Consider the following 25,980-nt stretch of genomic DNA (forward strand, 5'->3'; position numbering starts at 1 on the left):
TCGTTGTCACGCAACAACATCAGACCGTCTACGTGTTCACTCGCGCGGGAATGTGGGTTCCTCGACGAAGGACCACACGACGAGTATGTCGATCGTGGGTGGCGACCAATCCGAGACCATGGACGTCCAGTTCGGCCGGCGCGGGTGGGGATTCATCGCGATGCTGCCACGCGGGGCGCACGCGGTGAAAGCCACCCCGACCCACCCGCCGTTGCCGTCCGTCCCTGCGCTCGCGCGTTTGCCGCGCAACCGGCGCCGGGCCGGTGGCCCGACCTAGGACGCGCTCAGTCCTTGTCGGCACCCGGGCCGAGGAACTTCTCGAAGCCCTTGGGGAGCTTCAGGTTGCTCATGTCCGGCTCGTCCTGCTGCCCGAACGCACTGCCGAGGGCCTTCTCGCGGGCCTCCGACTGACGTCGTGCGAGAGCTGCTTCTTCCTGGGCGCGCTTGGCCGGGTTACCCGACTTGCCCTTCTTCTTCGGCTGCTGCTTGGCACGCTTGCCGCCACCACCGGCCACGCCGGGCATCCCGGGCATACCCGGCATCCCGGGCATGCCGCCGCCCTTACGCATCTGGCGCATCATCTTCTGCGCCTGACCGAAGCGTTCCAACAACTGGTTGACCTCGGACACCGTGACGCCCGAACCCTTGGCGATACGCGCGCGACGCGAACCGTTGATCTGCTTGGGGTGAGTGCGCTCGAAGGGGGTCATCGAGCGCACCATCGCCTCGACCCGGTCGAACTCACGCTCGTCGAGCGAGTTCAGCTGGTCGCGCATCTGCGCCATGCCCGGCATCATGCCCAGGATCGACTTGAGGTTGCCCATCTTCTTGACCGCCTGCATCTGCTGCAGGAAGTCGTCGAAGGTGAAGTCCTCCTCGTCCATGAACTTCTTGGCCATCGCCGCGGCCTGACCACGGTCGAACGCCCGCTCGGCCTGCTCGATGAGGGTGAGCACGTCGCCCATGTCGAGGATGCGCGAGGCCATGCGGTCGGGGTGGAAGACCTCAATGTCCTTCACACCCTCGCCGATGGAGGAGTACAGGATCGGCTTACCGGTGACGGTCGCGACCGACAGCGCCGCACCACCGCGGGCGTCACCGTCCAGCTTCGACAGCACGACACCGGTGAAGTCGACACCCTTGCTGAACGCGAGCGCCGTCTCGATCGCGGCCTGACCGATCATCGCGTCGATGACGAACAGCACCTCGTCCGGCTCGATCGCGTCACGGATGTCACGGGCCTGCTGCATCAGACTCTCGTCGACGGCAAGGCGTCCGGCGGTGTCGACGATCACGACGTCGTACTGGCGCACCTTCGCCTGGCCGATGCCGGCGCGTGCCACCCAGACCGGGTCGCCGAAGCTGCGCGTGCCTTCACCGGATTCGGTGGTCGCGTCGTGGCCGCCCTCGTTGCCGCGCTCGGGAGCGAAGCACGGCACTCCGGCGCGCTCGGCGACGACCTCGAGCTGACGGACGGCGTTCGGACGCTGCAGGTCGGCCGCGACCAGCAGCGGGAAGTGGCCCCTGTCGCGCAGATGGCGGGCCAACTTGCCGGCGAAGGTCGTCTTACCCGAACCCTGCAGACCGGCCAGCATGATGACGGTCGGGCCGGTCTTGGCCATGTTGAGGTTGCGGGTCTCGCCGCCGAGGATCGCGATGAGTTCCTCGTTGACGATCTTCACGACCTGCTGGCCCGGGTTCAGCGCCGCGCTGACCTCGGCTCCGAGCGCACGCTCGCGGACACGTCCGGTGAACTCGCGCACCACGGCGGTCGCGACGTCGGCGTCGATCAACGCCATCCGGATGTCACGGATGGTGGCGTTGATGTCGGACTCGGTCAGTCGACCCTTGCCACGGATGTTCTTGAAGGTGGCTGTGAGGCGGTCACTCAGGCTGTTGAACACCGCACAAGGGTAATCGGTCGAGCGCGTCGGTCGAATCCCCGCATCGCTGTCCGCCCTTCGAGCCTCGAGGGCAAGCCCTGGTCAGGCCTGCATCGCGTCGATGACAGATCCGATCAGTGCTGCCGCGGCCGGTGGTTCCAGTGGTCGTCCGTCAGACGCGGTCACATAGAACGTGTCGAGGGTCTGGCCGGCGTAGGTCGCCACATGAGCCGAACGCACCGCCATTCCGGCCTTCGTGAACGCCAGACCGATGTCGCGCAGCAGGCCCGGACGGTCGGGGCACCGGACCTCCACCACCGTCGCCGTGTCGGAGGCACCCGGAACGACCGTTGCGCGCGGCGGTGGCGACCCCAGCGGGAACGGCGCCCGCCGCCGTCGCTCGAGAGCCCGCAGCGGCGACGAGTCACCGGATGCGAGCTGACTCAAACCACGGACCAGGTCATGTTCGGCCGGGAGATCACCCAAGGGGGACTCGATCTGCCACGTGTTCACCGCCACGCCGTCGATCGTGCGGACGCGGGCAGCGCGCACCACAACCCCGGTCGCGGCCAGAAGCCCGGCCGAGTCCGCGAACAGGCCGAGCCGGTCGCGGTCGGCGATCAGGATCTGCGCACCGCCCGGCGTCGAGTCCACCCGGACGTACGGCTCCCCCATCTGCAGCGACGGCATCGCATCGGTGACGATCTCGGTCGCCGGGTCCTCCTCCGGCTCCAGGGTCGGACGCGCGGTGAGGGCGCCACGCACCTGGTCGGACAGTTCGTTCACCAGACCGGAACGCCAGCCCGTCCAGGCCTTGGGTCCGGCGGCGAGTGCGTCCGCCTCGGTGAGGGCGCGTAGTTGCTCGAACAGATCGAGCCGGTCGTCGACCGCCTGCGTGAGTGCGGTGACGGTCGCGGGGTCGCGCGGGTCGCGGCGGGTGGCGAGATCGATGAGCGTGAGGTGCTCGCGCACCAGCAGTTCCAGAGAGGCCACCTCGCGATCCCCCAGCCCGATCCGGCGGGCGATCGTCGCCGCGACGGGTGCCCCTTCTGCGGCGTGATCGAGCACCCCGGCGATCTTGCCGATGTCGTGCAACAGGGCCGACAGCAACAGCACGTCGGGTCGGGCGACATCGGCGCGACGTTCGTAGGCCTGCACGACGGTTTCGATGAGGTGGCGGTCGACGGTGAAGCGATGGACGGAGTTGCGCTGCGGTCTGCTCCGGACGGCCTTCCACTCCGGGATCCACTGGTCGATGATGCCGGCGAGGTCGAGCGTCTCCCACACCTGCACCAGTCCTGGGCCGGCCGCGAGCAGGTCGAGGAAGGCGTCCCGGACCTCCGTCGGCCACGGAGTCGGCAAGGGCGCGAGGTCTCGCGACAGGTTGTCGATCGTCGTGGGCGACAACGGGATTCGAGATCGTGCCGCTGCTCGTGCGGCGCGCATCAGCAGCAGGTGATCCGGTTGGGTCGAGCGGTGATTCGGGCCGAGCACGACTTCACCGTCGTGCTCGTAGAGTCCGTATCCGAGTGGGTTGAGGATCGGGCGCCGCGGGCCGACACGCAGCACGCGCGCCCGTTGGCTCTGACCGGCGCGGCGCAGCGTCTCCTCCAGTGCGTGGCTGATCCGGCGGCCGGAATCGGCGACGGTCACCAGGAGCGAGTCGCTGTCGGGGCGTCCGAGCAGGGCTGCGACGGCGTCCTGGTCCTCGAGGTGCAGCTTCTCGCGCCCGCGCCCGGTCGCGACATGCAGCGCGTCCCGCACGTCGAGCAGTCGCGCGTACGCCTCGTCGACGTCGCCGTGGGGACGGTCGGCGAGCCAGGCTCCGGCGAGCGCACGGAGCACGGTCATGTCGCGTAGACCACCGCGACCTTCCTTGATGTCCGGCTCGAGCGAACTGGCGAGGTTGCCTTGACGGTCGTGTCGTGCACGCAGCGATTCGATGACCTCGGGCAGTCTGGTGCGGGCGTTGGAGCGCCAGTCGTGAGCGATGCCGTGCCGGACACCGGCCACCAGCACCGGGTCCCCTGCGATCCATTCGATGTCGAGCATGCCGATCGCAGCGCTGAGGTCACCGGAGGCGACCGTCCGGCACTCCCTCAAGGTCCGGACGCTGTGATCGAGACGGATCCCGTTGTCCCACAACGGATACCAGATGGATTCGGCGATCGCTGCCACGTCACCCGCGCCGACCGTCCGCCCGTCGTGGACCAGGATCAAGTCGTAGTCGCTCAGTGGTCCGGCGTCGCCGCGGCCGAGGCTGCCGACTGCGGCGAGCGCGATGCCGTCCGCGGTGCGGTTGCCGTAGGGCTGGGTGGCGGCGTCCCACAGGTCCGCGAGCACGGTCTGGGTGTAGGCGCCGAGCCGCTGCCTTCGGACCGGTCCGGAGCCGGCCTGATGAAACGACCGGGTGTCGGCCAGATCGAGGCGCTTGGCCGCGTGGTCGTTGCTCATGTGCCTTCCCTCCCTGAAGCAAGTGTTCACCGGGTGGCCCGCGCTGGGGGACGCGGGCCACCCGGAGGTCTCACAACGCTGCTTCGCCGCGTTCGCCGGTGCGCACGCGGACGACGTCCTCGACCGGCATGATCCACACCTTGCCGTCACCGATCCGTCCGGTTTGGGCGGACTTCACGATCACCTCGGCAACGCTGTGAGCATCCATATCCTCCACGAGCACCTCGATGCGCAGCTTGGAGACGAAGTCGACGGTGTACTCCGCGCCACGGTAGACCTCACTGTGCCCGCGCTGGCGGCCGTAACCGCTGGACTCACTGATCGTCATCCCGGCGACGCCGTACGCCTCGAGGGCTTCCTTCACCTCATCGAGCTTGAAGGGTTTGATGATGGCGGTGACGAGCTTCATGCCTGCGCTCCTGCCTTCTGCGTTTCGTTGTGGTGGCGAGCGTCCTTCTCCGGACGGCTCTGCCCGATGCGGTTGCCGCTGCCGAATCCGACCAGATCGTAAGCAGATTCAGCGTGTTCGGCGGTGTCGATTCCGGCGATCTCGTCGTCCTCGTCGATCCTCCAACCCATCGTCTTCTTCAGCGCGAAGCCGATGACGAAGGTGATGACGGCGGTGTAGACGAGGGCGAACAGCGCGATGACGATCTGGACGACGAGCTGCTTCCACTCCCCGTAGGCAAGGCCCGTGCCGCGGGCGAAGATGCCCAGGGCGACGGTGCCCCACAGGCCGGCGACCAGGTGGACGCCGACGACGTCGAGCGAGTCGTCGTACCCGAACTTGTACTTCAGGCCGACCGCGAGTGCCGCGAGTGCTCCGGCGATCAGGCCGATGCCGATGGCGCCGAGCGGGGTCACGTTGCCGCACGCCGGGGTGATGGCCACCAGACCGGCCACGACACCGGACGCACCACCGACGGAGGTCATGTGGCCCTCACGGACCTTCTCGATCAGGAGCCAGCCGAGCACCGCGGCGCAGGTGGCGACGGTCGTGTTGATCCATGCGAGACCGGCGGACTCGTTCGCGCCGAGCGCGGAGCCTGCGTTGAAACCGAACCAGCCGAACCACAGGATTCCGGCACCGAGCATGACCAACGGGACGTTGTGCGGACGCATCGGCTGGCGTCCGAACCCGATGCGCTTGCCGACGAGTACGGCGAGCACCAGGCCGGCCATACCGGCGTTGATGTGGACGACGGTGCCGCCGGCGAAGTCGATCGGGACGACCGTGGCCGCACCGTCGGTGGTGCCGAACAGCTTGGCCGCAATGCCGCTCTCCGAACCAGACAGCAATCCCCCACCCCACACCATGTGGGCGAGCGGGAAGTAGGCAAGCGTGACCCAGAGGGCGCTGAACACCATCCAGGTGCTGAACTTCACGCGGTCGGCGATCGCGCCACTGATCAGGGCGACGGTGATAGCGGCGAAGGTGAACTGGAAGCCGACGAAGACGAGGGCCGGGATGCCGGCGCTGGTGATCGTCTCGGCGCCCGGCTCACCGGGGATCAAGCCTTTGAGGCCGAAGAACTCGAAGGGCCCGGCGAACAGGCCGCCGATGTCCTTGGTGCCGAACGACATCGAGTAGCCGTACAGCACGTACAGGATGCCGATGAGCCCGAAGGAACCGAACGACATCATCATCATGTTGAGGACGCCCTTGGAACGGCCGAGACCGCCGTAGAAGAGCGCCAAGCCTGGGATGGTCATGAACAGGACGAGTGACGCCGCCATCAACATCCAGGCCGTGTTGCCCGTGTCGAGTGGTGTCGTCGCCGCGACCTGCGTCAGGGCGGTGTAGGTGTTCATGACGAACTACCTTGTGCGGCTTCGATTTCGCCCGATGCGTCGTCATGTTTCATCCATGTGACATGTTCCGCGGCCCCGTGAACACCTCGTTTCATGGCTCACTACCGATACTGGGACCCATGGGTTCCCCGTGGCAGACCGTCATCAGGGTGCACGACGAGGTGCGCCACAAGGCGGCACTCGACCTGCGCTCGCGTACCGGCGGCGCGGACGCGACCGCCCGGGCTCGCACGATCTGGGGAGCGCCTGGGCCGCGCTGGTTCACCCCGGACGACCCGATCTGGCAGGTCCATGCGAACGCCTCGATGTTCCTCGGTGGCCTGCGTGCCCTGCTGCTCCAGGCCTTGCACCCGGTCGCGATGGCGGGAGTCGCCCAGAACTCCACCTACCGTGAGGACCCCTGGGGTCGGTTGCAGCAGATCAGCACGTTCATCTCGATGACCACCTACGGACCGGTGCCGGATGCCGAGCGGCTGATGGCGCGGGTGACGAAGGTGCACTCGATGATCACCGGGGTCGCGCCGAACGGTCGGCACTACACCGCGAGCGATCCCGATCTGCTGCTGTGGGTGCACTGCGCCGAGATCGACAGCTTCTTGGACGCCTACCGCCGCTTCGGTCATGCGGGCCCGTTGGACGCCGACCGTTACGTCGCGCAGACCGCCCGCGCCGCCGAGGGCATCGGTGTGCCTGCTGCCCCGCGCTCGGAAGCCGAACTCACCGACGTCCTCGCCTCCTACCGTCCGCTGCTGGAGGCGGGCCCTGACGCTCTGGACGTACTGACCTACCTTCGCCGACCCGCCGGCCTGGATCGCACCGGACTCCTCGGATATACGGCGCTGTTCAACGGCGCACTCGCGTCGCTCCCGCCTTATGCCCGCGCCCTGTTCGGAATCGATTGGGGCTCAGCCAGATCGGCGACCGCTCTGCGTGTCGGAGACGCGGGTGTCAGTGCCGTCCGTTGGATGTTGAACGATCCCCTCGTCGCAGACGACCGGCTGACGCACGAGCAACTTTCCCCAGCAGGCACGGCGCGATGATCGTCTGGATCAACGGTGCCTTCGGCGCCGGTAAGACCCACACCGCGCACGAGCTTCAGCGCCGGCTCCCCGGGTCGCACGTCGCCGACCCGGAGTTGCTGGGGTTCGCGCTGCGCAAGACACTGCCCGCCTCGGACGGCGACTTCCAGGACCTGCCGTTGTGGCGAATCATGGTGCGCGACAGCCTGATCGAGGGATCTCGTCGCACGACCGGTCCGGTCTTCGTGCCGATGACGCTGTTACGAAACGACTACTTCGAGGAGATCGTCGGCGGTCTTCGGTCGGCGGGAGTCGACGTGCGGCACTATGCGCTGCTCACGTCACGAGCCGAACTGGAACGCCGATTGAAGCTGCGCTCCGGGTACGTGCTGGGTCGAATCCTCGGCCGTGATGAGACCTGGGGACTGCAGCAGCTCGACCGCTGCCTGGCTGCGCTGACTCGTGATGAGTTCGGTGTACATGTCGACAACACCTCGCGGTCGCTTGACGAGGTCGTCGAATGGATCGCCGCCGATCTCGAGCTGACCCTGCAACGGCCGCGGCTGAGTCCGCTTCGCCACCAGACACGACGAATCGCGGTGGCCGCCAGGCACATCAGGTTGTGACCACCAGCCGAGCGCCACGACAGAGCCGCACTCACCGCTGGTTGAGCCGAACGCCTGAGGTACGAAGGCGTGCGCGCCGAAACCACGGTGAGACGAGCTGGGGCACAACCACATTCACCCACGGTACGAACTGATCAATCGGGGCGGACCGCAACGACGTGCACCCAGTTCTCGCCGAGCTTGCTTCCCGGGCGCAGGTCCAGTCGTTCGACCGACCAGCCGGCAGCCGCCAGGACTTCCCGCCATTCCTGTTCGCGCCAGAAGATGAAGTGGCGCGCACCCGCGTACTCCGCCGTGCCGCGACCAGCGGTCCCCGTCGCCCTCCTTGACCGAGCAGGTCGCCGCCCGCCGGAAGTCCTCCGATTCCACACCGCGCTCTCCGGTCGGACGCCGAGGTCACGCCAAATGCATGAGGGCACTCCGTATCCGGAGTGTCCTCGTGCACGAAGAGTGCCCTGGCGCCGATCAGTCGAGGACGGCGTCGACGAACGCCTTCGGGTCGAACGGGGCGAGATCGTCGGCACCTTCGCCCAGGCCGACGAGCTTGACGGGCACCCCGAGTTCACGCTGTACGAGCACCACGATGCCGCCCTTCGCGGTGCCGTCGAGCTTGGTGAGCACGACGCCGGTGATGTTGACCGCCTGCGCGAACACCTGCGCCTGACGCATGCCGTTCTGACCCGTCGTCGCGTCGAGCACCAGCAGGCACTCATCGATCGGGCTCTGCTTCTCGATGACTCGCTTCACCTTCGACAGCTCGTCCATCAGGCCGACCTTGTTGTGCAGGCGACCGGCGGTGTCGATGATGACGACGTCGACCTCCTCGTCCTTACCAGCCTTGACCGCGTCGAAGGCGACTGCAGCCGGGTCGGCGCCCTCCTTCTCGGAGCGGACGGTAGCCACGCCCACGCGGGCACCCCAGGTCTCGAGCTGGTCGGCCGCTGCGGCGCGGAAGGTGTCGGCGGCGCCGAGCAGCACCTCCTTGTCCTCGGCAACCAGGACGCGCGCGAGCTTGCCGACCGTGGTGGTCTTGCCGGTGCCGTTGACGCCGACCACCATCACGACGGCGGGACGGTCACCGACCCGGCTGGCCGCGATGCGACGGTCCATCGTCGGGTCGACGAGCTTCAACAGTTCCTCGTGCAGCCACATCTCCAACTGCTCTGGGCTTGCGGACCCTTCGGTCTTGACCCGCTTCTTGAGGTTGTCGACGAGTTCGGTGGTGGCTTCAACTCCGAGGTCGGCGCCCAGCAGGATGTCCTCGACCTCTTCCCACACGCTCTCGTCGAGCTTGCCGCCGCCGGAGAAGGCGCCGAGCAGTCCCTTGCCCATGGCGCTGTTGGACGCGGCCATCCGGGAGCTCAACCGGGTCATGCGACCACGGGCGGATTCCGGCTCCTCGATCGACGGTTCGGTGGGGGGCGCAGGCGCGGGCTCGACCGGAGCGGGCGCTTCCTCGACGGCCGTGCCGCCGCGGTTCTCTACCTTCTCCTTCGGTTCGGCCGAGCGGACCGGCGGTTCGTCGCGCTCGTCGGTGTCCGCCGGCGGCGGCGCGGTGGCGGTCGACCCCTTGCTGGTGTCGATCTTGGCGGTGCTGCTCGGCGTGTAGGTGTTCGCCTTGCGTTGCGGAGCATCCTTCGCTGCGGGCGGCGGCTCCTGCGGCGGCAGTTCCTTGGTCTTGCCTCCCTTGCCGCGAAGGAAGGCGACGGCGAGACCGACGGCTCCGAGGAGGACGACGGTCAGAACGACAAGGATTTCCCAGAGCTGATCCACGCGCCCATCATGACAAACGGGGCCGACATCGTGTCGCCCCCGGGTCATCGTGCGAGACGAACTCGCAAGATGTGCAGGTCAGGCTTGCGAGCGCTCCCGTTTGACGGTCCTGACGACGCCGTCGGTGGCTCCCTTGGCCTTGGTGCTGACCTTGTCGGTGGTCTGCGAGACGGTGGTCACCAGGTGTTCGCCACGCTGAGTCAGGACAGGCCGACCCTCACGACGGGCAGGCACGGCAACCATGCCGAGAACGGCGGAGGCGAGGGCTACGCAGACGACCAGCGCGAGGATCAACCAGAGCATGTCTCCATGGTGACCGAACGACCCGCACAAACCCGAATCCGAAACACCGTTTCTCGGCGAAATTCCGGTGAACGACGTGTTTTGTGTCGGATCTCACACCGCGGCGGCCTCGTCGGCCGGCCGCACGTCACTCATCCGCTGACTCACCACATTGGTCACACCGTCCCCACGCATGGACACGCCGTACAGCGCATCGGCCACTTCCATGGTGCGTTTCTGGTGGGTGATGACGATGAGCTGGCTGGAGTCACGCAGTTCCTCGAACAGCGTGATCAGGCGTCCGAGGTTGGCGTCGTCGAGGGCGGCCTCGACCTCGTCCATGATGTAGAACGGGCTGGGGCGCGCCTTGAAGATCGACACCAGCAGCGCGACGGCGACCAGCGACCGCTCGCCGCCCGACAGCAGTGACAACCGCTTGATCTTCTTGCCCGGCGGGCGCGCCTCCACCTCGAGTCCGGTGGTCAGCATGTTGTCCGGGTCGGTCAGGATGAGTCGGCCTTCGCCGCCGGGGAAGAGTCGGGAGAACACTCCCTCGAACTGCGCGGCGGTGTCGTGGAAGGCACTCGCGAACGCCTCCTCGACCCGGCGATCGACCTCGTCGACGATGTCGAGCAGGTCGCGCTTGGAGGTTCGCAGGTCCTCGAGTTGCTCGACCAGGAACTTGTGCCGCTCCTCCAGCGCCGCGAACTCCTCGAGCGCGAGCGGGTTCACCCGTCCGAGCTGTCCGAGTTTGCGTTCGGCGGAGCGCAGCCGCTTCTCCTGCGCCTCGCGGACGAAGGGCTTCGGTTCCGGCAGATCGTCCGGATCGTCGTCGGGACCGGGCACGGGCGGGATCAACTGGTGCGGCCCGAACTCCTCGACCAGCACCTCCGGGTCGATCCCGTGTTCCTCTACGGCCTTGGTCTGAAGGGCTTCGATGCGCAGGCGCTGCTGCGCGCGAGCGACCTCGTCACGGTGGACCGTGTCGGTCAGTACGCGCAGTTCGTCATTGATCGCGGTGACGTCCTTGCGCTGCGTGGCGAGCGCCTGGTCACGTTGAGTGCGGGCCCGGTCAGCCTCGGCGCGGCGTCCGGTGGCGATCGACAGAGCTGCGGCGACGTGCCCGGCCAGTTCGACGGCGGCAGTCTGCACGGTGCGTGCGGTCGCCGCCTCACGGGCACGGCGTTCGCGGCGCACGCGCGCCTTCTCGCGAGCTTCGAGCTCCGATCGCGCAGCGGCTTCCAGTCCGTCGGCACGACCGGAGACCGAGCGGGCCTGCTCCTCCTTGGTGCGCAGACCGAGCCGGACGTCGGTCTCGCGGCTGCGAGCAGCGGCGGCTTCTGCGGCGAGCCGATCGCGCTCGTCGGTGGTGGGTTCCTGCTCCTGCGGCGCTTCTTGCGCAGCGGTCAGCCGCTGCTGCAGTTCTTCGAGCTCGGTGCGGGCGGTGGCGAGGTTCTGTTCGACGCCGGCCCGCCCGTTCACCAGACGCTCCTGTTCCGAACGGGCGTTGCGCAGCGCCTGTCCCAGACGACTGAGTTGTTCGGCCACGGAGGACAGACGGGCATCGGACGCGTTCAACCGGTCGAGCGCAGCGTCCAGCTCAGCCTGGATCTCTTGCACGGCGGTGCGCGACTTCTCGACGGCGAACTGGGCCTGCTCACCGTTGCGCTTGGCGGTCTCGACCTTCTCGCGACTCTCGTCGACGGCGGCCTGGATCTCGAGCAGCGACGGTGCAGCAGTCGACCCGCCACGCACGTACCCGGCCGCAAAGACGTCGCCCTCCTGAGTCACCGCGATCAACGAAACATCCTGAGCCGCAAGTCTTTTGGCCGAGGAAGCGTCGGGGACGACGGCAACACCGGCGAGCAGATGGGCGACGGACGTACGCAGGCCGTCGTCCGCGGACACCACATCGATGGCCCACCGCGCGCCGTCCGGCAACGAGATCGACTGCACGTCAACGGTTTTCGATCCGGACGCGAGCAACAGCGTTGCCCGGCCCGCGTCGTCCTGCCGCAGCCGATCGACGGCGGACGCCGCGGCTTCGAGGTCGTCGACGACGACCGCGTCCGCGGCCCACCCGAGCGCGGCGGCGATCGCCGCTTCGTAGCCGGACTCGACCTGCAGCAGTTCGGTCAGCGAACCGCGCACCACACCGTTCTCAATGAGATGTGCGGCGCCGTCCTTGCGGGTCAGGCTCATCTCGAGCGCATCGACACGGGCCTGGTAGGTGCTGCGTTCCTTCTCGGCATCGGCGAGCCGCTGCTTCGCGCCGGCGAGTTCCTCCTCGGCCGCAGCGAGACGCGTCTCGGCGTCCTCGTACGCGGCGTCGAGCCCTTCTTCGCCCTCTTCGTCCTGCGCGACCGTGGACTCGAGTTCGCGGTGATCGCGTTCGATACCGGCGATGCGATCCGCGATCTCCTGGGCACTGGAGGCCATTCGTCCGAGCTCGGCCTCCCCCGCCTCGATCCGGCTGCGACGGGCCGACACCTGGCCCTCCAGCTTGGCCAACCCCTCGCGGCGGTCGGCGGCTGCGCGGGCGAGCTTGGTCAGCCGCTGCTGCTCCGCGGTGTGGGCATTCTCCAGATCACCACGCCGCTGCACGGCCTCGTCCAGCGCTCGACGGCCCTGCTCGATCTGATCGTTGAGCCGCGCGAGTTCCTCGCGGGCGGCCGCGGCCTGAGCCTTCAGCTTCTCCGGGTCCCGACCCGAGCCCTGCTGCTGTTCATGAGCATCGTCGTCGGCGAGCAGTCGCACTCGTTCGGCGGCGAGGCTCGCGGTGGCGTCGACCCGCTCCTTCAGCGAGGACAGCGCGAACCACTGGTCCTGGATCTTCGACTGCAAAGGGGCAGCGGCTTCGGCCTCGGCCTCCAACTCGCCGAGCATCCGCTGAGCGGCAGCGAGACGTTCTTGGACTCGCTTCTGCTGCTCCAACAGCGCGGTCTCGTCGGCGACCTCCTGCTCGAGGGTCGTCGTCAGCTGGACGAGGTCGTCCGCGAGCAGACGCAGCCGGGAGTCACGCACATCGGCCTGGATCATCGCCGCCTTGCGCGCCGTCTCCGCCTGACGACCGAGCGGTCCGAGTTGCCTGCGGATCTCGGTCGTGAGGTCACTGACGCGGGTGAGGTTGCCCTCCATCTGCTCCAGCTTGCGCAGCGCCTTCTCCTTGCGCTTGCGGTGCTTCAGGACGCCGGCGGCCTCCTCGATGAACCCACGGCGCTCCTCGGGGGTCGCACGAAGGACGGTGTCGAGCTGGCCCTGTCCGACGATCACGTGCATCTCGCGGCCGATACCGCTGTCGGACAACAGTTCCTGAATGTCGAGCAGTCTGCAGCTCGTGCCATTGATCGAGTAGTCGGAGCCGCCGCCCTTGAACATCGTCCGGGTGATCGTCACCTCGGTGTAGTCGATCGGCAGCGCACCGTCGGAGTTGTCGATGGTCAGCGAGACCTCTGCCCGACCGAGCGCCGGCCGGTTGGGGGTGCCGGCGAAGATGACGTCTTCCATCTTGCCGCCGCGAAGGCTCTTGGCGCCCTGCTCGCCCATCACCCATGCGAGTGCGTCGACGACATTGGACTTGCCGGACCCGTTGGGGCCGACGATGCAGGTGATGCCCGGTTCGAGCTTCATCGTGGTGGCCGAGGCGAAGGACTTGAAGCCCTTCAGGGTCAGGCTCTTGACGTACACGAGTTCAGGATCCTCCGGCCGGGCTACGGGTTCGGTCAGCCTACCGGCACGAGGGTTCGTCACCGCGGCGATCAGCGGTGATGCCGCGGACAGGAACGATCGCGACATGATCTTCCCCGAGGCCATCGGCTTCGGACAGACTCCTCTGATGACTCCGCTTCGCGTCAGGTACGACGCCGACGCCGACGCTGCCTAGTTCTGTTTCGCCGACGTGATCCATCCTGGAGAGGCCGTCCTGACGGTGCCCGTCGGTGGCGTCAGCATCGACGGAATCGTCAATCTGGACGTTGACGCTCGGGGACGCCTCCTGGGCCTTGAGGTACTCAACGCACGGCGCCTGTTGCGACCGGAGATCCTGCCGTCTGAGTAGGTGTGTCGAGACACAAATCAAACCTGCGCGACCATGCCGTCGGCTCACCGACGGAGGTTGTCGGTGGTCCCGCCTAGAGTTTCTTCATGGCCATCAGCTACGAGTTCTACGAACCGGAGTCTCCGGTGGAATTCGTTCTGCTGCAATCGCTTTCGGATCAGAAGCAGCGTTTGTTGAACCAGCTTCTGAATGCGTTGGGGTCACCCGCGGAAGTACTGACGTTTGCGAACCGGATGTCCCGTGAAGCGTTCTACCGGCTCGATGCCCACGCCGTGCGCAACGCCGGGTCCATCAGCACCGCTCGGCCCGTCGATGTCGATGACCATCGTATGCTCGAGAAAGCAGTGACCGGTTCCACCCAGTTGGCATCGATCTCCCAAGCCGTGCAGGCAATGGCGATGGCCAGGTACGCAGCGATCGACGAGGAGTTGGTCGATTCCGACACCGGGGTCACGGCGAAGGTCGAACACCCGCTCGGTCATCAGGCCTTGTTTGCCGACACCGACCTGGCAGCTGCCTGTCAGATGGCACCCCGCACCGCGTCGAGCAAGATGAGCAACTCCATCGACACGTGCACCAAAACGCCCGGTCTGTTGGCGGCCACGGTCGAGGGTTCGATCCCGTACTGGAAAGTCAGCCTCGTTGCCTCGGAACTGGTGAACGCCTCACCCGAGACGTCCCGCCGGGTCGAGCAGCACCTGCTCGACACCAAAGGCTTCAACACCTGGGGTTACCTGAAGGTGAAGACTGCCGCGCGGGCGCTGGTGACCCAATGGGAAGAGGAAGCCGCGAAGAAGACCCGCCAGAAGGAAGCCAAAGAAGCCACCGGTGTCTGGGTGCGTCCCTCCGACATCCCGGGCATGGCCGAGCTGTGTGCCGTCGGTCCCGCCGACCAGATCGCCCGCATCTACGGAGCCGTCGACCAACTGGCTGATCAACGCGCCAAGAACCCGCCCGAGGGTGACGAGACCGGTGAGTCGAAGCCGACGCTCGGACAACTGCGCCTCGGCGCGCTGCACGACCTCGTCACCGCAGGCGCCGACGTGACCTACCAGGTCGTCATCCAGGTCCCTGTCGTTCGTGAGGAACAGGCCGCCACGGCTGCAACGAAACGTGCCACCGACGACCCAGAGCACGAGCCCGACGCGTCCCCGGACGACGGATCACCCCCACCCGGACAGTCCGCCTCATCGCCCCGCGGCCCGGATACCGCTCACGAGCCCACCGACGCTCCCGATTCCGAATCGTGTTCAACATCAGGCGAATCGGGAACCTCATACTCAACGGGGTGGGCACGCATCGCCGGGATCGGGTTCATCCCACCCAAGGTGCTCGACGCGTTGATCGAGCAGTTCGGTTGCCGCCTCACCCGAGCACTGGTCGACGCCGACACCGGAGTCACCGGTGAGACCTCGACGACGGCGTACGAGCCGACATCAAGGATGAGGGAGTTCGTCCAGCAACGCGACCAGACCTGCCGGTTCCCGATGTGCACCAGGACCGCCACCAGGTGCGACATCGACCACGTCATCGAATGGCCGCAGGGACCGACTGCCGTTCAGAACCTCGCCGCGCTCTGTCGTCACCATCATGACGCGAAGACGAAGGAGCACTGGGACTACGAGATGAGCGACGACGGAGTCTGTACCTGGACCTCCCGCACCGGCCGCACATACGTCACCTACCCCGACTCCGTGCACGACGCTTCATGAATCAGTCCCGGGTGGCCGGGTAGCCGTTCACGGTCACCGGGTTTCGGCGCATGCGCCCTCCTTCGTCGGGTGCATGGCTCAACCAGCGATTCGCGACAACGCAGTACAAGCCTTCGTCGGACACCTGGCTCAACCAGCGGCGAAGCCACAGCTCAGTACAAGCCTTCGTCGGACACCTGGCTCAACCAGCGGTTCGAGGACGGCTCGGTACGAGCGTTCCTTGTCCATGAGATTCGATCAGCGGGCGCGGTGACCATGCGGTCACCAGGCGTCCACCCCTCGAACATCGGTTCGGTGACTGGTCCGTACGGGTGAGGCGCCGGGTACTGTGCGCTCGTGCACCAAGAACGAATCACCGACTCGACCGACGCCCACCTGGACGTCTGGTCCGCCATGTTCAGCGACGACGACGGGCGTGATCGAGAGACCGAAGGGGTCCTCAACCGAGTCGTGCGCCTGAAGAACGAGTCGGATCGCCGGTTGCGCGAGGTGCTCCAGAACGACCCGCTCTCACTGGATGAGTACATGACGCTGCACGTGCTGGTCGGTGGTCAGACCAAGGGGCGTCCGCGCTCCACCCCAGCCCAACTGGCCGATCTGGCCGGCGTGAGCCGCGCGGGCATGACCGGGCGTCTGGACAAGCTGGAGCGTTCCGGTCTGGTCACCCGCACCCCCGACACCGATGATCGCCGCAGTGTCATCGTCGAGATCACCGCCAAGGGCCGCGAGGCCTGGGAGCGCATCGCCAACCGCTGGTCCGGTGAAGATGTCCGGATGCTCGAGGGCCTGTCGGTCGAGGAACTGCGGGAACTGAACGCACTGCTGCGCAAGGCGTTCCACACCATCGAGAGCCGGCGCGACAGCTGACGTCCGCAGTCCGGTGCCGGGTACTCAGCCCCGGGCGGTCAGCACCAGTGGGCCGTCCTGCGTGACCGCAACGGTGTGCTCGCTGTGCGCGCCCCGCGAACCATCGGCACTGCGCAACGTCCAGCCGTCCTGATCGGTATAGATCTCGTCGGTCGACTCCATCAGCCATGGTTCGATCGCGATCACCAGCCCCGGCTGCAGCTTGAGTCCGCGACCGGGCCGACCGTCGTTGGGCACGTGCGGTTCGCCGTGCATCGTGCGGCCGACACCGTGTCCACCGAACTGAGTGTTCACCCGGTAGCCGGCTGCCTTGCAAACCTCCGCGATGGACGCAGAAATGTCGCCGAGCTTGTTACCCACAGTCGCCGCTGCAATGCCGGCTTCGAGCGCCTTCTCGGTCGTCTCGATCAGACGAAGGTCCTGTGCTCGGGGCGTGCCGACGACCAGCGACAGCGCCGAGTCCGACACCCACCCGTCGATCGACACCGCGAAGTCGACGCTGAGCAGGTCACCCTCGGCCAGGACGTAGTCGTGCGGCAGACCGTGCAGCACCGCATCGTTGACGCTGGTGCACAGCACCTTGCCGAACGGGCTCGCCCCGAAGCTCGGGTGGTAGTCGATATAGCACGACTCTCCCCCGGCGTCCCGAATCATCTTGTGCGCCAACGCATCCAGTTCGAGCAGGTTGACGCCGACGTCCGCCTTCTCCCGCAGCGCGGTGAGCACCTCAGCGACGAGCCGACCGGCCGGACGCATCTGTTCGAGCTCCTTGGCGGAGCGGAGTTCTATCACTTTTCGAGCCAATCGGCGTAGGCGTCGAAGGTGTAGTCGCGTCCGAGGAAGTCGCGCACCAGTTCAGCAGCGTCCTTGCGTCCGCCCATGCCGAGCACCGTCTCCCGGTACCGGGTCGCGACGTCCTGGTCGAACAGGTCGCCGGCATCGAAGGCGCTGAACATGTCCTTGGCGATGACCAGCGACCACATGTAGGTGTAGTAACCCGAGCCATATCCGTCGAGGTGGCCGAACGAGCAGTGGAAGTGGTTGTCCGGCAACGGCGGGAAGACGGAGTACTTGCGCTGCGTCTGCTGCAGATAGGACGTCATGTCCTCGGGCCGGTCGACGTGCAGCCCAAGGGACACCGCCGCGTAGAACATCTGCGTCCGCGCCATGAAGCCCTTGCCGAACTCGTCGGCTTCCTTCATGCGTGCGACCAGGTCGGCCGGGATCGGCTCGCCCTCGTCGTTGGTGGCGAACGTCGCGAGAACGCTTGCGTCCCAAGCCCATTCCTCGAGCATCTGGCTCGGTGCTTCGACGAAGTCCCACTCGGTGGCGACACCGGAGAAGCGGTTCCACTGCTGTGCCTGACCGCCCACCACGTGGTGAACGAGGTGACCGAACTCGTGGAAGAGCGTGACGACCTCGTCGTGCTCCATGAGCCCGCGGCTGAAGTTGCAGACCAGCACTCCCTCGGGCAGTTGCACACCGTCGACACCACTCACCAGCGTGAACTGTGCAGCGTGCTTGAACTTGCCCTCGCGCGGGTGCAGGTCGAGGTAGATCCGGCCGATGCGTTCGCCGTCCTTGAGGACGTCGTAGCCGGTGACGTCCGCGTGCCACACGGTGGCCTCCGGGACGGCTTTCCATTCCAGACCGAACAACCGACCGGTCACGTCGAGCAGGCCCTGCCGGACGCGGTCGAACCGGAAGTAGGTTCGGGTCAGCTGCGCGTCGACGTCGTGCTGCTCCTTGCGCACCAATTCCGAGTAGTACGCCGTGTCGACGGCAGTGACGTCCTCGACGTCCGGGTGGTCCTGGTGCAGTCGATCGAGCAGGGTCTGCTTGTCGGCGAGCGCTCGGTCGTTCGCGGCGTCGGTGATCTTGTCGATGAAGGTACGGATCTCCTTGCCCTCACCGATCATCTTCACCTCGGCATCGAAGTCGGCCCAGTTGGCGTACCCGAGAAGTTCGGCGTGCTCCTGGCGAAGAGCGAAAAGCCGTTGCAGCACAGCGTCATTGGCCGGCCACGCGATGTTGCTGCGCTCGTGCGTCATTGCCTGACGAACGGTGCGGTCGGCGCAGAAGGTCATCAGCGGGACGGAGTCGGGGTAGTCGGTGGTGACCGTGACCGTGCCGTCCGGACCTGCCGGGTGGGCATCGAGCCAGTCCTGCGGCATACCGGCGAGCTGCTCCGGTGCGACGGTGATGGAGCGGACGCCGTCGCGGATGTTCTTGCCGAACTCCTGCCCGGCCTTCAGTACCTCCTGCGCAAGCTGACGCAGGCGCTCACGGTCGGCCTCGGACTTGTCGACGCCTGCGCGGCGGAAGTCGCGCCGGGTGAGTTCGAGCAGGCGCTGGGCGTCGGGGTCGCCGCCCGGATCAGCCGCGTCGAGCACCGCGAACAGTTCGCTGTCGAGACCGAGCTCCGTGGAGTATGCGTCGACGCGTTGCATCGCCTCGTCGGCGGCGTCACGTACGCCCGCGTCCGGGTGCACCTCGGAGAACAAGGACGATGCGGCCGCAGCGTTACCGAGCTCGATCTGCACCGCGTTCCAGGTCGCGAGCACGTCCTTGACCGAGCCGTCCTTCAGTCGCTCGACGAGGGTCTTGGCGTCATCCAGAGCACCGTCGCAGCGGTCGGTCAGCCAGTCGAGAGCGTCGTCGGTGGGCAGGGCAAGCGGAGTCGAAGTCACGTCCGCCAGCCTAACCGCGCCGGCGCGGTGGCAAGCGACTGCCGGACCTCAGGGACGCGGAGTGAGGGTCGAGATCATCTTCATGACCTCGGCATCGCTAGGCACCTGCTTGCCGCCCTGGTCCCGCACCAACATCCATACGGTCGATTTGGTCCCGACCGGCACCGCAACGGCGAACACATCCGAGCGCACCGCGTTGCAGTTCTTGCCACCAGGGGCGCCGTTCGTAGCCGTCGTTCGAGCAAGAGTCGCCATGAAGCCGTTCACCCGCACCGACGTCACCTTCGGCGCGGCCGGCACCGGTCCCGCTGAGCCGTCGGCCTTCGTCCCGATCGTCTTGGCCATGCGCGTGGCGGCGTCCGTCGCAGCGCTGCTCGGAGGATCGCTCACCTGTCCCCGCAGACCGACCGCGGTCGTGGGAGCACTCGGCTCGGTCGCGCAGCTCCCGGATCCCTGCGTCGCGGCGGAGTGGACTCCGAACAGGTTGGGGCTCTGCAGACCCTCGGCGTTCTGCTGTCCCCAGATGACGTTCGGCACCTGCTTCCAGCCGGCAGGCACCGAGTAGGCGACCTTGTCCGCGGGCTTTCCCTGGACCACCTGCCAGCCGGGAACAACGGAAGGGTTCGGTCCGGTCGGTGACGAGGTGCTGGGTGAGGACGTCTGTTGCACAGACGAACCGGAGGTCGTGGTGGCCGGCGAGGTCGTCGACGATGTGGCCGCCTTGTCGTCACCGGCCTGCTGAGTCGCCCAGTACCCGAGCCCGGCGACCGCGAACAGACCTACCACGGCACCCGCCAGCAGCGCTTTACCCTTGCCGCCCGAGTTGTCCTGCGGGTCGCGAAGCTTCTTCGCATAGTGGTCGTAGTACCGCGACTGCGGATTGGTCTCCTGCTCGTGCCGCTTGGCCATGCGCCCTCCTGAAGCTCGCCAACGAATCCTAAAGGCATGGACGGCAGATCAGGTCGGCACAGATCAGCGTGACCGCCGCGGTCTCGGCTGGCAGACAGGGCAGGAGAACGACCCGCGGTTCATGAACTGCTCGCGCACCATGAGCGCACCGCAGCGGCGGCACTCCTTGCCCGCGCGGCCGTAGGCGTTGAGAGAACGGTCGAAGTAGCCGCTGGCGCCGTTCACGTTCACGTAGAGCGCGTCGAAACTGGTGCCGCCCTGGCCGAGCGCTTCGGACATCACGGTCGCCGCGTGCGCGAGCACCTCGCCGGCCGCCTTCGCACTCACCTTGTCGGTCAGCCGCTCACCGTGCAGCTTCGCGCGCCACAGCGCCTCATCGGCGTAGATGTTGCCGATGCCGGACACCAGAGTCTGATCGAGCAGGGCTCGTTTGATCTGGGTGTGCTTGCGCCGCATCCGGGTGAGGGTCTGCCGTAGGTCGAACGCGGACTCCAGTGGGTCGGGCGCGATATGCCGAATGACGCTGGGGATCGACGCATTCGAGTGATCGTCCGGCAGCATCTCGACGAGTTGGAGCCCACCGAAGGTGCGCTGGTCGACGAACCGTAACTGCTTGCCGTCGTCGAGTCCGAAGAGCGCGTGACAGTGCTTCTCCCGCGGCGCATCGGGATCCTCTACGAGCAACTGGCCGCTCATGCCGAGGTGGACGACGAGCGCCTGCCCGTCGTCCAGATCCATCCACAGGTACTTGCCGCGTCGGCGGGCGGAGTCCACCCGCACGCCGGTGAGCGCAGCAGCGAGCGCAGCCGGTCCGGCCTCGTGGCGGCGTGCCACCCGCGAGCCGAGCACCTCGGCCGTTTCGATGCGTCGCCCGACCACGTGATCGGCGACCCCGCGGCGGACGACCTCCACCTCAGGCAGTTCAGGCAAGCTCGACGTCCCGCTTGAGTTCGGTGGCGGGTTTCGCGGAGGTGCGCGCTTTGAGCGTCTTCCACGCTGCCTCGGCGGCGACCTGCTCCGCGGACTTCTTGTTGCGACCCACTCCGGTGCCGAGCACCTCACCGGCCACCAGGACGGATGCGGTGAACACCTTGTCGTGGTCGGGGCCCTGATCGGTGACCTGGTAGGACGGAGAGCCCAGTTCGTGGCCGGCGGCGAGCTCCTGCAGGGAGGTCTTCCAGTCCAGACCGGCGCCGAGATCCGCAGCCTGCTCGATCAGGTCGTCGACCATGTGGTGCACCAGGCGGTGTGCCGGCTCGATGCCTCCGCACAGGTAGACAGCACCGATGACTGCCTCGACGGTGTCGGCCAGGATCGAGTCCTTGTCGCGTCCGCCGCTGGTGTCCTCGCCGCGTCCGAGCAGGATGTACTCGCCCAACTCCAGAGCGCGGCCGACGCCGGCGAGCGCACGCGCGTTGACGACCGAGGCGCGGAACTTCGCCAGTTGCCCCTCGGGCAAGTCAGGGTGGGTGACATACAGCGCTTCGGTGACCACCAACCCCAGCACGGCGTCGCCGAGGAACTCCTGGCGCTCGTTGTGCGGGAGGTTCCCGTTCTCGTACGCGTACGACCGATGCGTCAGCGCACGCAGAAGCAGCGGCTCGTCGATGTCCGTTCCGCTGATCTGCGCAAGCAGGGCGGAGAGGTCACCGACGGGCCGCTGCGAAGCCTTCGCAGAGGCAGCCCGTTTCGACGAAGCCACGTCGACCGGGTGTCTCAGGCCTGGTGAGCGGTCTGCTCCGCGGCGCTGTAGTGACGACCCTTGTAGGTGCCGCAGGCCGGGCAAGCCATGTGCGGCTGGGCCAGGGCGCTGCAGTTCGGGCACGTCGTGGTCACGACCGGCGTCGTCTTCCAGTTCGCACGGCGCGAACGGGTGTTGGAGCGCGACATCTTCCGCTTCGGGACAGCCACGTCAGTTCCTCTTCTCGTCGTTCTCGGCGTCGGCCATACCGGCCAGCGCCGACCATCGGGGATCGATCACTTCATGATGGTGGTCCGGGTCGTCCGCCAGGCGCGCTCCGCATTCGGAGCACAGACCCGGACAGTCTTCCTGGCACACCGGCTGGAAGGGCAGCAAAGGCACCACCACATCCCGCAACATCGGCTCCAGATCGGCGAGATCGCCGTCCAGAACGTGCATGTCCTCATCGTCGCCGGCCACCTGGTTGTGGTGGGCCGCGCGGTCGGCGTAAGCGAACAGCTCCTGGAATTCGACATCCACAGGTTCGTGGACCGGTTCCAAGCACCGCACGCAAGCACCGGTCGCCGTGGCACGGGCCGAACCGGAGATCAGCACCCCTTCCATCACCGACTCAATGCGCAGGTCGAGCTCGATCGGCTCGCCCTGCGCGATCTCGATCACCTCGTTGCCGAAGAGATCGGGCGCCGGCACATCACGTTCGATCTGAGCCATGTGCCCCGGACGCCGCCCCAGTTCCTTGGTGTCAAGGACGAGCGGGTTACGCGGGTCGAGGTGCATGTCGGCTCGGCGATCTTCGTGGTGAGTCATGGGTGGTGGTACTGCTCGGTTCGGACCACGTCAAGGACGATGCAGACCGACACACAAGGTTACCGGTGCGAGCACCGATTCCCCAAACTCGCGGTCGGCACTCAGCCACCGGCGCGCTCAGTCACCGCGCAATCGCTGCACGAGTGGCTCGAGTACCGGGGGCGGCACCATCGCCGACACGTCCGCGCCGTGCTGCGCACACACCCGCACCAGCGAGGAGGAGTAGTGCGAGACGCTCGGATCGGCCGCGACGAAGAGCGTCTCGACGCCGGTCATCTCGGTGTTCATCTGAGCCATCGGCATCTCGTACGCGAAGTCGGTGCCGTTGCGCAGGCCCTTGATCATCACGCCCGCGTCGAGTTCGCGGCACACATCGACGACCAACCGGTTGCCGAACGCCTGCGCGCGCACGTTGGGCAGGTGTGCGACGGACTCCTCGATCAGCCGGACGCGTTCCTCGGGCGTGAAGGTGCCGTTCTTGTCGGGGTTGTAGACGACCGCGACGACGACCTCGTCGAACAGCTCGGCGGCGCGGGTGATCACGTCGAGGTGGCCGACGGTGATCGGGTCGAACGAACCGGGGCTCACAGCCCGACGCACGTCGGCGCTCACATCATTCACGCGGCATCTCCTTCAGGCACGAACTCAGCGAACCACACGGTCGTCTCGCCGTAACGGCGCGGACCGATCAACTCCACATCGGCCGGCCACACCGGCTCGGGTGAGCGCGACGAGCGCTCCACCACCAGCACCGCGTCCTGATTGAGCCAACCCGTTGCCAGACGCTGCAGGACGGTGGCGAGATTGGCGTCGTCGATGTCGTACGGGGGGTCGATGAGGACCAGATCGAAGGGCTCCCCCGTCGCACCGGCCACCACCTTCTCCACCGACTCGGTACGCACCTGCACGTCCGGTAGCCCGAGTTCACGCACATTGCGCTGCACCACCGCCGCCGCGCGGCGGTCCTTCTCGACCAGCACCACCGCGCAGGCGCCCCGACTGGCGGCTTCGAGGCCGAGCGCTCCGGATCCTGCGTAGAGGTCGAGCACACGTGCGTCCTGCAACGCATCAAGGTGTTCGAGGCGGGCGAACAACGCCTCCCGGACCCGCTCACTGGTCGGACGCGTGGAGTCACCGGGGGGCGTTGCCAAACGGCGTCCGCCCGCGACACCGGCGATGATGCGGGTCATGTCAGCCCCTCTCCAGGAAGGCGACCTGCTCGGCGTCCAGGCGTTCCCACAGGAGTTCGGCCAGGCCCGGGTGGTCGGCGAGCGTCGGGTCGTCGGCGATGAGCTGCGTTGCGTCGGCACGGGCGAGTTCGATGAGTTCGACGTCCTTGGGGTGGGTGATCCGTAGGTGCTTCAGGCCGCTCTTGCCACCGGACTGCCGCCCGCCGAGGACGTCGCCCTCACGCCGCAGGCTCAGGTCGAGGTCTGCGAGCTCGAATCCGTTGTTGGTCGCAGCGACGGCCTCGAGCCGCTGGAGTGTCACCGGGTTCTCCGAACCGGTGACCAACAGGCACAGCCCACCGGCACTGCCTCGACCGACGCGTCCGCGCAACTGGTGTAACTGACTGATGCCGAAGCGTTCGGCGTCCATGATCACCATCATCGTGGAGTTGGGCACGTCGACGCCGACCTCGATGACGGTGGTCGACACCAACACGTGGATGCGGCCCGCCGCGAACTCGCTCACCGCGAGCTCCTTCTCCTGCGCGCTCATCCGGCCGTGCAGCATCTCGATCCGTAGGCCCGCCAAGGCAGGTTCGGCCCGCAGCGTGTCGAGGGTCTCCAGCACTGATGCAGTCTGTTGTTTCGTCGGGTCAGGCAGGTCGGACTCATCGGCCCAGGGGTTCGCGATGCCGTAGTCGTCCAGGAACGCGTCCGGGTCCTCCGCGCCGATCCGCGGGCACACGACGTACGCCTGGTGGCCGCGCCCGACCTCCTCGGCCACGCGCTGCCAACTGCGCTGGAGCCAACCGGGTCTGGCGGCCGGGACGACGTGGGACACGATCGGCGCGCGCCCGGACGGCAGTTGGCGCAACTCGGACGTCTCCATGTCGCCGAACACCGTGATCGCGACCGTCCGCGGGATGGGGGTGGCGGTCATCACCAGGACGTGCGGTGTACGAGTTCCCTTGCCGCGCAAGGCATCTCGTTGCTCCACCCCGAATCTGTGCTGCTCGTCGACGACCACCAGCCCCAGATCGAAGAAGTTGACGTTGTCCTGGATCAGCGCATGCGTGCCGATCACGATGCCGACCTCGCCGGAGACGATGTCGAGCAGAACACGCTCCCTGGCCGACTTGCTCATCGAGCCGGTGAGCAGCGCCACCCGGGTACCGCCGTCGGCGCCGCCGAGCATGCCCCCCTCGGCGAGGTCGCCGAGCATCTTGCGGACGGAACGTTCGTGTTGTTGCGCGAGTACCTCGGTGGGAGCGAGCAACGCGGCCTGCGCGCCGGCGTCGACGGTGGCCAACATCGCTCGGAGCGCGACGATCGTCTTGCCGGAGCCGACCTCGCCCTGGAGCAGACGGTGCATCGGCCGCTCGGCCGCGAGATCGGCGGCGATCTGAGCACTCACTTCCTGCTGTCCGGCGGTGAGTTCGAACGGCAGTCGCTCGTCGAAACGGGCAAGGAGGCCGTCCGCCTGAGGCACGCGCGGTGTCGCGGTCTGGGCGTCGTACTGCGCCCGACGTGCGGCCAGCGCCGTCTGCACGACCAATGCCTCGTCGTAACGCAGCCTGCGGCGGCCACGGCCGACGTCGGCCTGCGAGGTGGGCAGGTGCAGCAACCGATATGCCTCGTGCATCGACGGAAGTCGATGTCTGGCAAGGAGATCGGCAGGCAGCGGGTCCTCACCCTCCCAGGAGCCCAGCACCTGCTGCATCGCGATCGTGAGCGACAGATCCGTCGTCTTGGGCACTGCGAGATAGGTGGGGACGATGCCCGAGGCGTACACGCTCGCGGAGTCGTCGGTGGTGAAGGTGTACTCCGGATGGGACAACTGGAACGACCCGCGGTACGCCTCCAGCTTGCCGCGGAACAAGGCGGTGGCCCCCGGAACGAGCTTCTGTTCGTGGCCGTAGGCACGGAAGAAGACAAGCCGCGCCGTCGTGCCGTCGGCGTCCTCGATGACCGCCTCCAGCATCCGGCCCTTGCGGTTACGCATCGAGCGGGCGTTCGCGTTGACCACGGTCGCGACGAGCACCGCCATCTCGCCGACCTGGAACTCCGCCAGGCGTCCGGCTGTGTTCGCATCGATATATCGACGCGGTAGGAAATCGAGGAAGTCGCCCACGGTGTGGACGTCGCGCGCCTCGGCCAGACGCCCGGCGACACGTTTGTCGATCACCTTCGCCAGGTCGGTACCCCGTGTGACCTGCAC

22 protein-coding genes are annotated in these 25,980 nt (G+C 67.1%); 5 read left to right on the top strand and 17 right to left on the bottom strand.

Annotated elements, in window-relative coordinates:
- Positions 1-85: 85 nt before the first annotated feature.
- Complete coding sequence (locus FB459_RS14105; protein WP_141928948.1) at positions 86-277, top strand: hypothetical protein; 192 nt, start codon at positions 86-88, stop codon at positions 275-277.
- A 7-nt stretch (positions 278-284) separates the two neighbouring features.
- Here the strand turns inward: FB459_RS14105 and ffh are convergent, their stop codons facing one another.
- The 4 genes from ffh to FB459_RS14125 all read right to left on the bottom strand — a co-directional run bounded on the left by ffh (position 285) and on the right by FB459_RS14125 (position 6,149).
- Entirely contained in the window at positions 285-1,904 is a 1,620-nt protein-coding gene (gene ffh / locus FB459_RS14110; RefSeq protein ID WP_141928949.1) for a signal recognition particle protein, read from the bottom strand.
- A gap of 81 nt (positions 1,905-1,985) precedes the next feature.
- Positions 1,986-4,337: a [protein-PII] uridylyltransferase gene (locus FB459_RS14115; RefSeq protein ID WP_141928950.1), complete on the bottom strand. Its 2,352-nt coding sequence runs from the start codon at positions 4,335-4,337 to the stop codon at positions 1,986-1,988.
- Positions 4,338-4,407: 70 nt separating this feature from the next.
- A complete protein-coding gene (locus FB459_RS14120; protein ID WP_129627455.1) occupies positions 4,408-4,746 on the bottom strand; it encodes a P-II family nitrogen regulator in 339 nt (112 codons plus the stop codon).
- The gene (locus tag FB459_RS14125; RefSeq protein ID WP_246092460.1) at positions 4,743-6,149 is read right to left on the bottom strand and encodes an ammonium transporter; all 1,407 of its coding nucleotides are present in this window, start codon (positions 6,147-6,149) and stop codon (positions 4,743-4,745) included. Before FB459_RS14125 ends, FB459_RS14120 begins: the two co-directional genes overlap by 4 nt.
- 119 nt (positions 6,150-6,268) lie before the next feature.
- Between FB459_RS14125 and FB459_RS14130 the strand changes: the two genes are divergently transcribed.
- Both FB459_RS14130 and FB459_RS14135 read left to right on the top strand, forming a co-directional pair.
- Positions 6,269-7,189 (top strand): oxygenase MpaB family protein, encoded by a 921-nt coding sequence (locus FB459_RS14130; protein WP_170221942.1) that lies wholly within the window; start codon positions 6,269-6,271, stop codon positions 7,187-7,189.
- On the top strand, positions 7,186-7,794 hold the full coding sequence (locus tag FB459_RS14135; RefSeq protein ID WP_141928952.1) for an AAA family ATPase: 609 nt from the start codon (positions 7,186-7,188) through the stop codon (positions 7,792-7,794). The genes FB459_RS14130 and FB459_RS14135 overlap by 4 nt, the downstream gene beginning before the upstream one ends.
- 465 nt (positions 7,795-8,259) lie before the next feature.
- On the opposite strand, the gene ftsY is transcribed toward FB459_RS14135, so the two are convergent.
- From ftsY to smc, 3 genes are all read right to left on the bottom strand, one after another.
- Positions 8,260-9,567 (bottom strand): signal recognition particle-docking protein FtsY, encoded by a 1,308-nt coding sequence (ftsY, locus tag FB459_RS14140; RefSeq protein WP_246092461.1) that lies wholly within the window; start codon positions 9,565-9,567, stop codon positions 8,260-8,262.
- A gap of 78 nt (positions 9,568-9,645) precedes the next feature.
- Complete coding sequence (locus tag FB459_RS14145) at positions 9,646-9,870, bottom strand: hypothetical protein (RefSeq protein WP_141928954.1); 225 nt, start codon at positions 9,868-9,870, stop codon at positions 9,646-9,648.
- 93 nt (positions 9,871-9,963) lie between these two features.
- On the bottom strand, positions 9,964-13,536 hold the full coding sequence (smc, locus tag FB459_RS14150; RefSeq protein ID WP_141928955.1) for a chromosome segregation protein SMC: 3,573 nt from the start codon (positions 13,534-13,536) through the stop codon (positions 9,964-9,966).
- A gap of 456 nt (positions 13,537-13,992) precedes the next feature.
- Between smc and FB459_RS14160 the strand changes: the two genes are divergently transcribed.
- Complete coding sequence (locus tag FB459_RS14160) at positions 13,993-15,618, top strand: HNH endonuclease signature motif containing protein (RefSeq protein WP_141928957.1); 1,626 nt, start codon at positions 13,993-13,995, stop codon at positions 15,616-15,618.
- Positions 15,619-15,954: 336 nt separating this feature from the next.
- Entirely contained in the window at positions 15,955-16,485 is a 531-nt protein-coding gene (locus tag FB459_RS14165) for a MarR family winged helix-turn-helix transcriptional regulator (protein WP_141928958.1), read from the top strand.
- A gap of 24 nt (positions 16,486-16,509) precedes the next feature.
- On the opposite strand, the gene map is transcribed toward FB459_RS14165, so the two are convergent.
- The 10 genes from map to FB459_RS14215 form a co-directional block, all read right to left on the bottom strand.
- Positions 16,510-17,277: a type I methionyl aminopeptidase gene (map, locus tag FB459_RS14170; protein WP_141928959.1), complete on the bottom strand. Its 768-nt coding sequence runs from the start codon at positions 17,275-17,277 to the stop codon at positions 16,510-16,512.
- Positions 17,274-19,175, bottom strand: coding sequence for a M3 family metallopeptidase (locus FB459_RS14175; protein WP_141928960.1), 1,902 nt, complete (start codon positions 19,173-19,175; stop codon positions 17,274-17,276). The genes map and FB459_RS14175 overlap by 4 nt, the downstream gene beginning before the upstream one ends.
- Positions 19,176-19,223: 48 nt before the next feature.
- Positions 19,224-20,084: a DUF8017 domain-containing protein gene (locus tag FB459_RS14180; protein ID WP_141928961.1), complete on the bottom strand. Its 861-nt coding sequence runs from the start codon at positions 20,082-20,084 to the stop codon at positions 19,224-19,226.
- A 63-nt stretch (positions 20,085-20,147) separates the two neighbouring features.
- Entirely contained in the window at positions 20,148-21,014 is an 867-nt protein-coding gene (mutM, locus tag FB459_RS14185; RefSeq protein WP_141928962.1) for a bifunctional DNA-formamidopyrimidine glycosylase/DNA-(apurinic or apyrimidinic site) lyase, read from the bottom strand.
- Positions 21,007-21,786 (bottom strand): ribonuclease III, encoded by a 780-nt coding sequence (gene rnc / locus FB459_RS14190; RefSeq protein ID WP_211345201.1) that lies wholly within the window; start codon positions 21,784-21,786, stop codon positions 21,007-21,009. Before rnc ends, mutM begins: the two co-directional genes overlap by 8 nt.
- 14 nt (positions 21,787-21,800) lie before the next feature.
- Positions 21,801-21,995, bottom strand: coding sequence for a 50S ribosomal protein L32 (gene rpmF / locus FB459_RS14195; RefSeq protein WP_129627494.1), 195 nt, complete (start codon positions 21,993-21,995; stop codon positions 21,801-21,803).
- 1 nt (position 21,996) lies between these two features.
- Positions 21,997-22,563, bottom strand: a complete 567-nt coding sequence (locus FB459_RS14200; protein ID WP_246092573.1) for a YceD family protein — start codon at positions 22,561-22,563, stop codon at positions 21,997-21,999.
- Positions 22,564-22,710: 147 nt separating this feature from the next.
- Positions 22,711-23,214 carry a pantetheine-phosphate adenylyltransferase gene (gene coaD, locus FB459_RS14205; protein ID WP_342771354.1) on the bottom strand — a complete coding sequence of 168 codons (504 nt, stop codon included), beginning with the start codon at positions 23,212-23,214 and terminating at the stop codon, positions 22,711-22,713.
- Positions 23,211-23,783 carry a 16S rRNA (guanine(966)-N(2))-methyltransferase RsmD gene (gene rsmD / locus FB459_RS14210; protein WP_141928963.1) on the bottom strand — a complete coding sequence of 191 codons (573 nt, stop codon included), beginning with the start codon at positions 23,781-23,783 and terminating at the stop codon, positions 23,211-23,213. The genes coaD and rsmD overlap by 4 nt, the downstream gene beginning before the upstream one ends.
- Before the next feature lies 1 nt (position 23,784).
- Positions 23,785-25,980: an ATP-dependent DNA helicase RecG gene (locus FB459_RS14215; protein ID WP_141928964.1), complete on the bottom strand. Its 2,196-nt coding sequence runs from the start codon at positions 25,978-25,980 to the stop codon at positions 23,785-23,787.

Source organism: Yimella lutea, assembly GCF_006715095.1.
Classification (GTDB): domain Bacteria; phylum Actinomycetota; class Actinomycetes; order Actinomycetales; family Dermatophilaceae; genus Yimella; species Yimella lutea.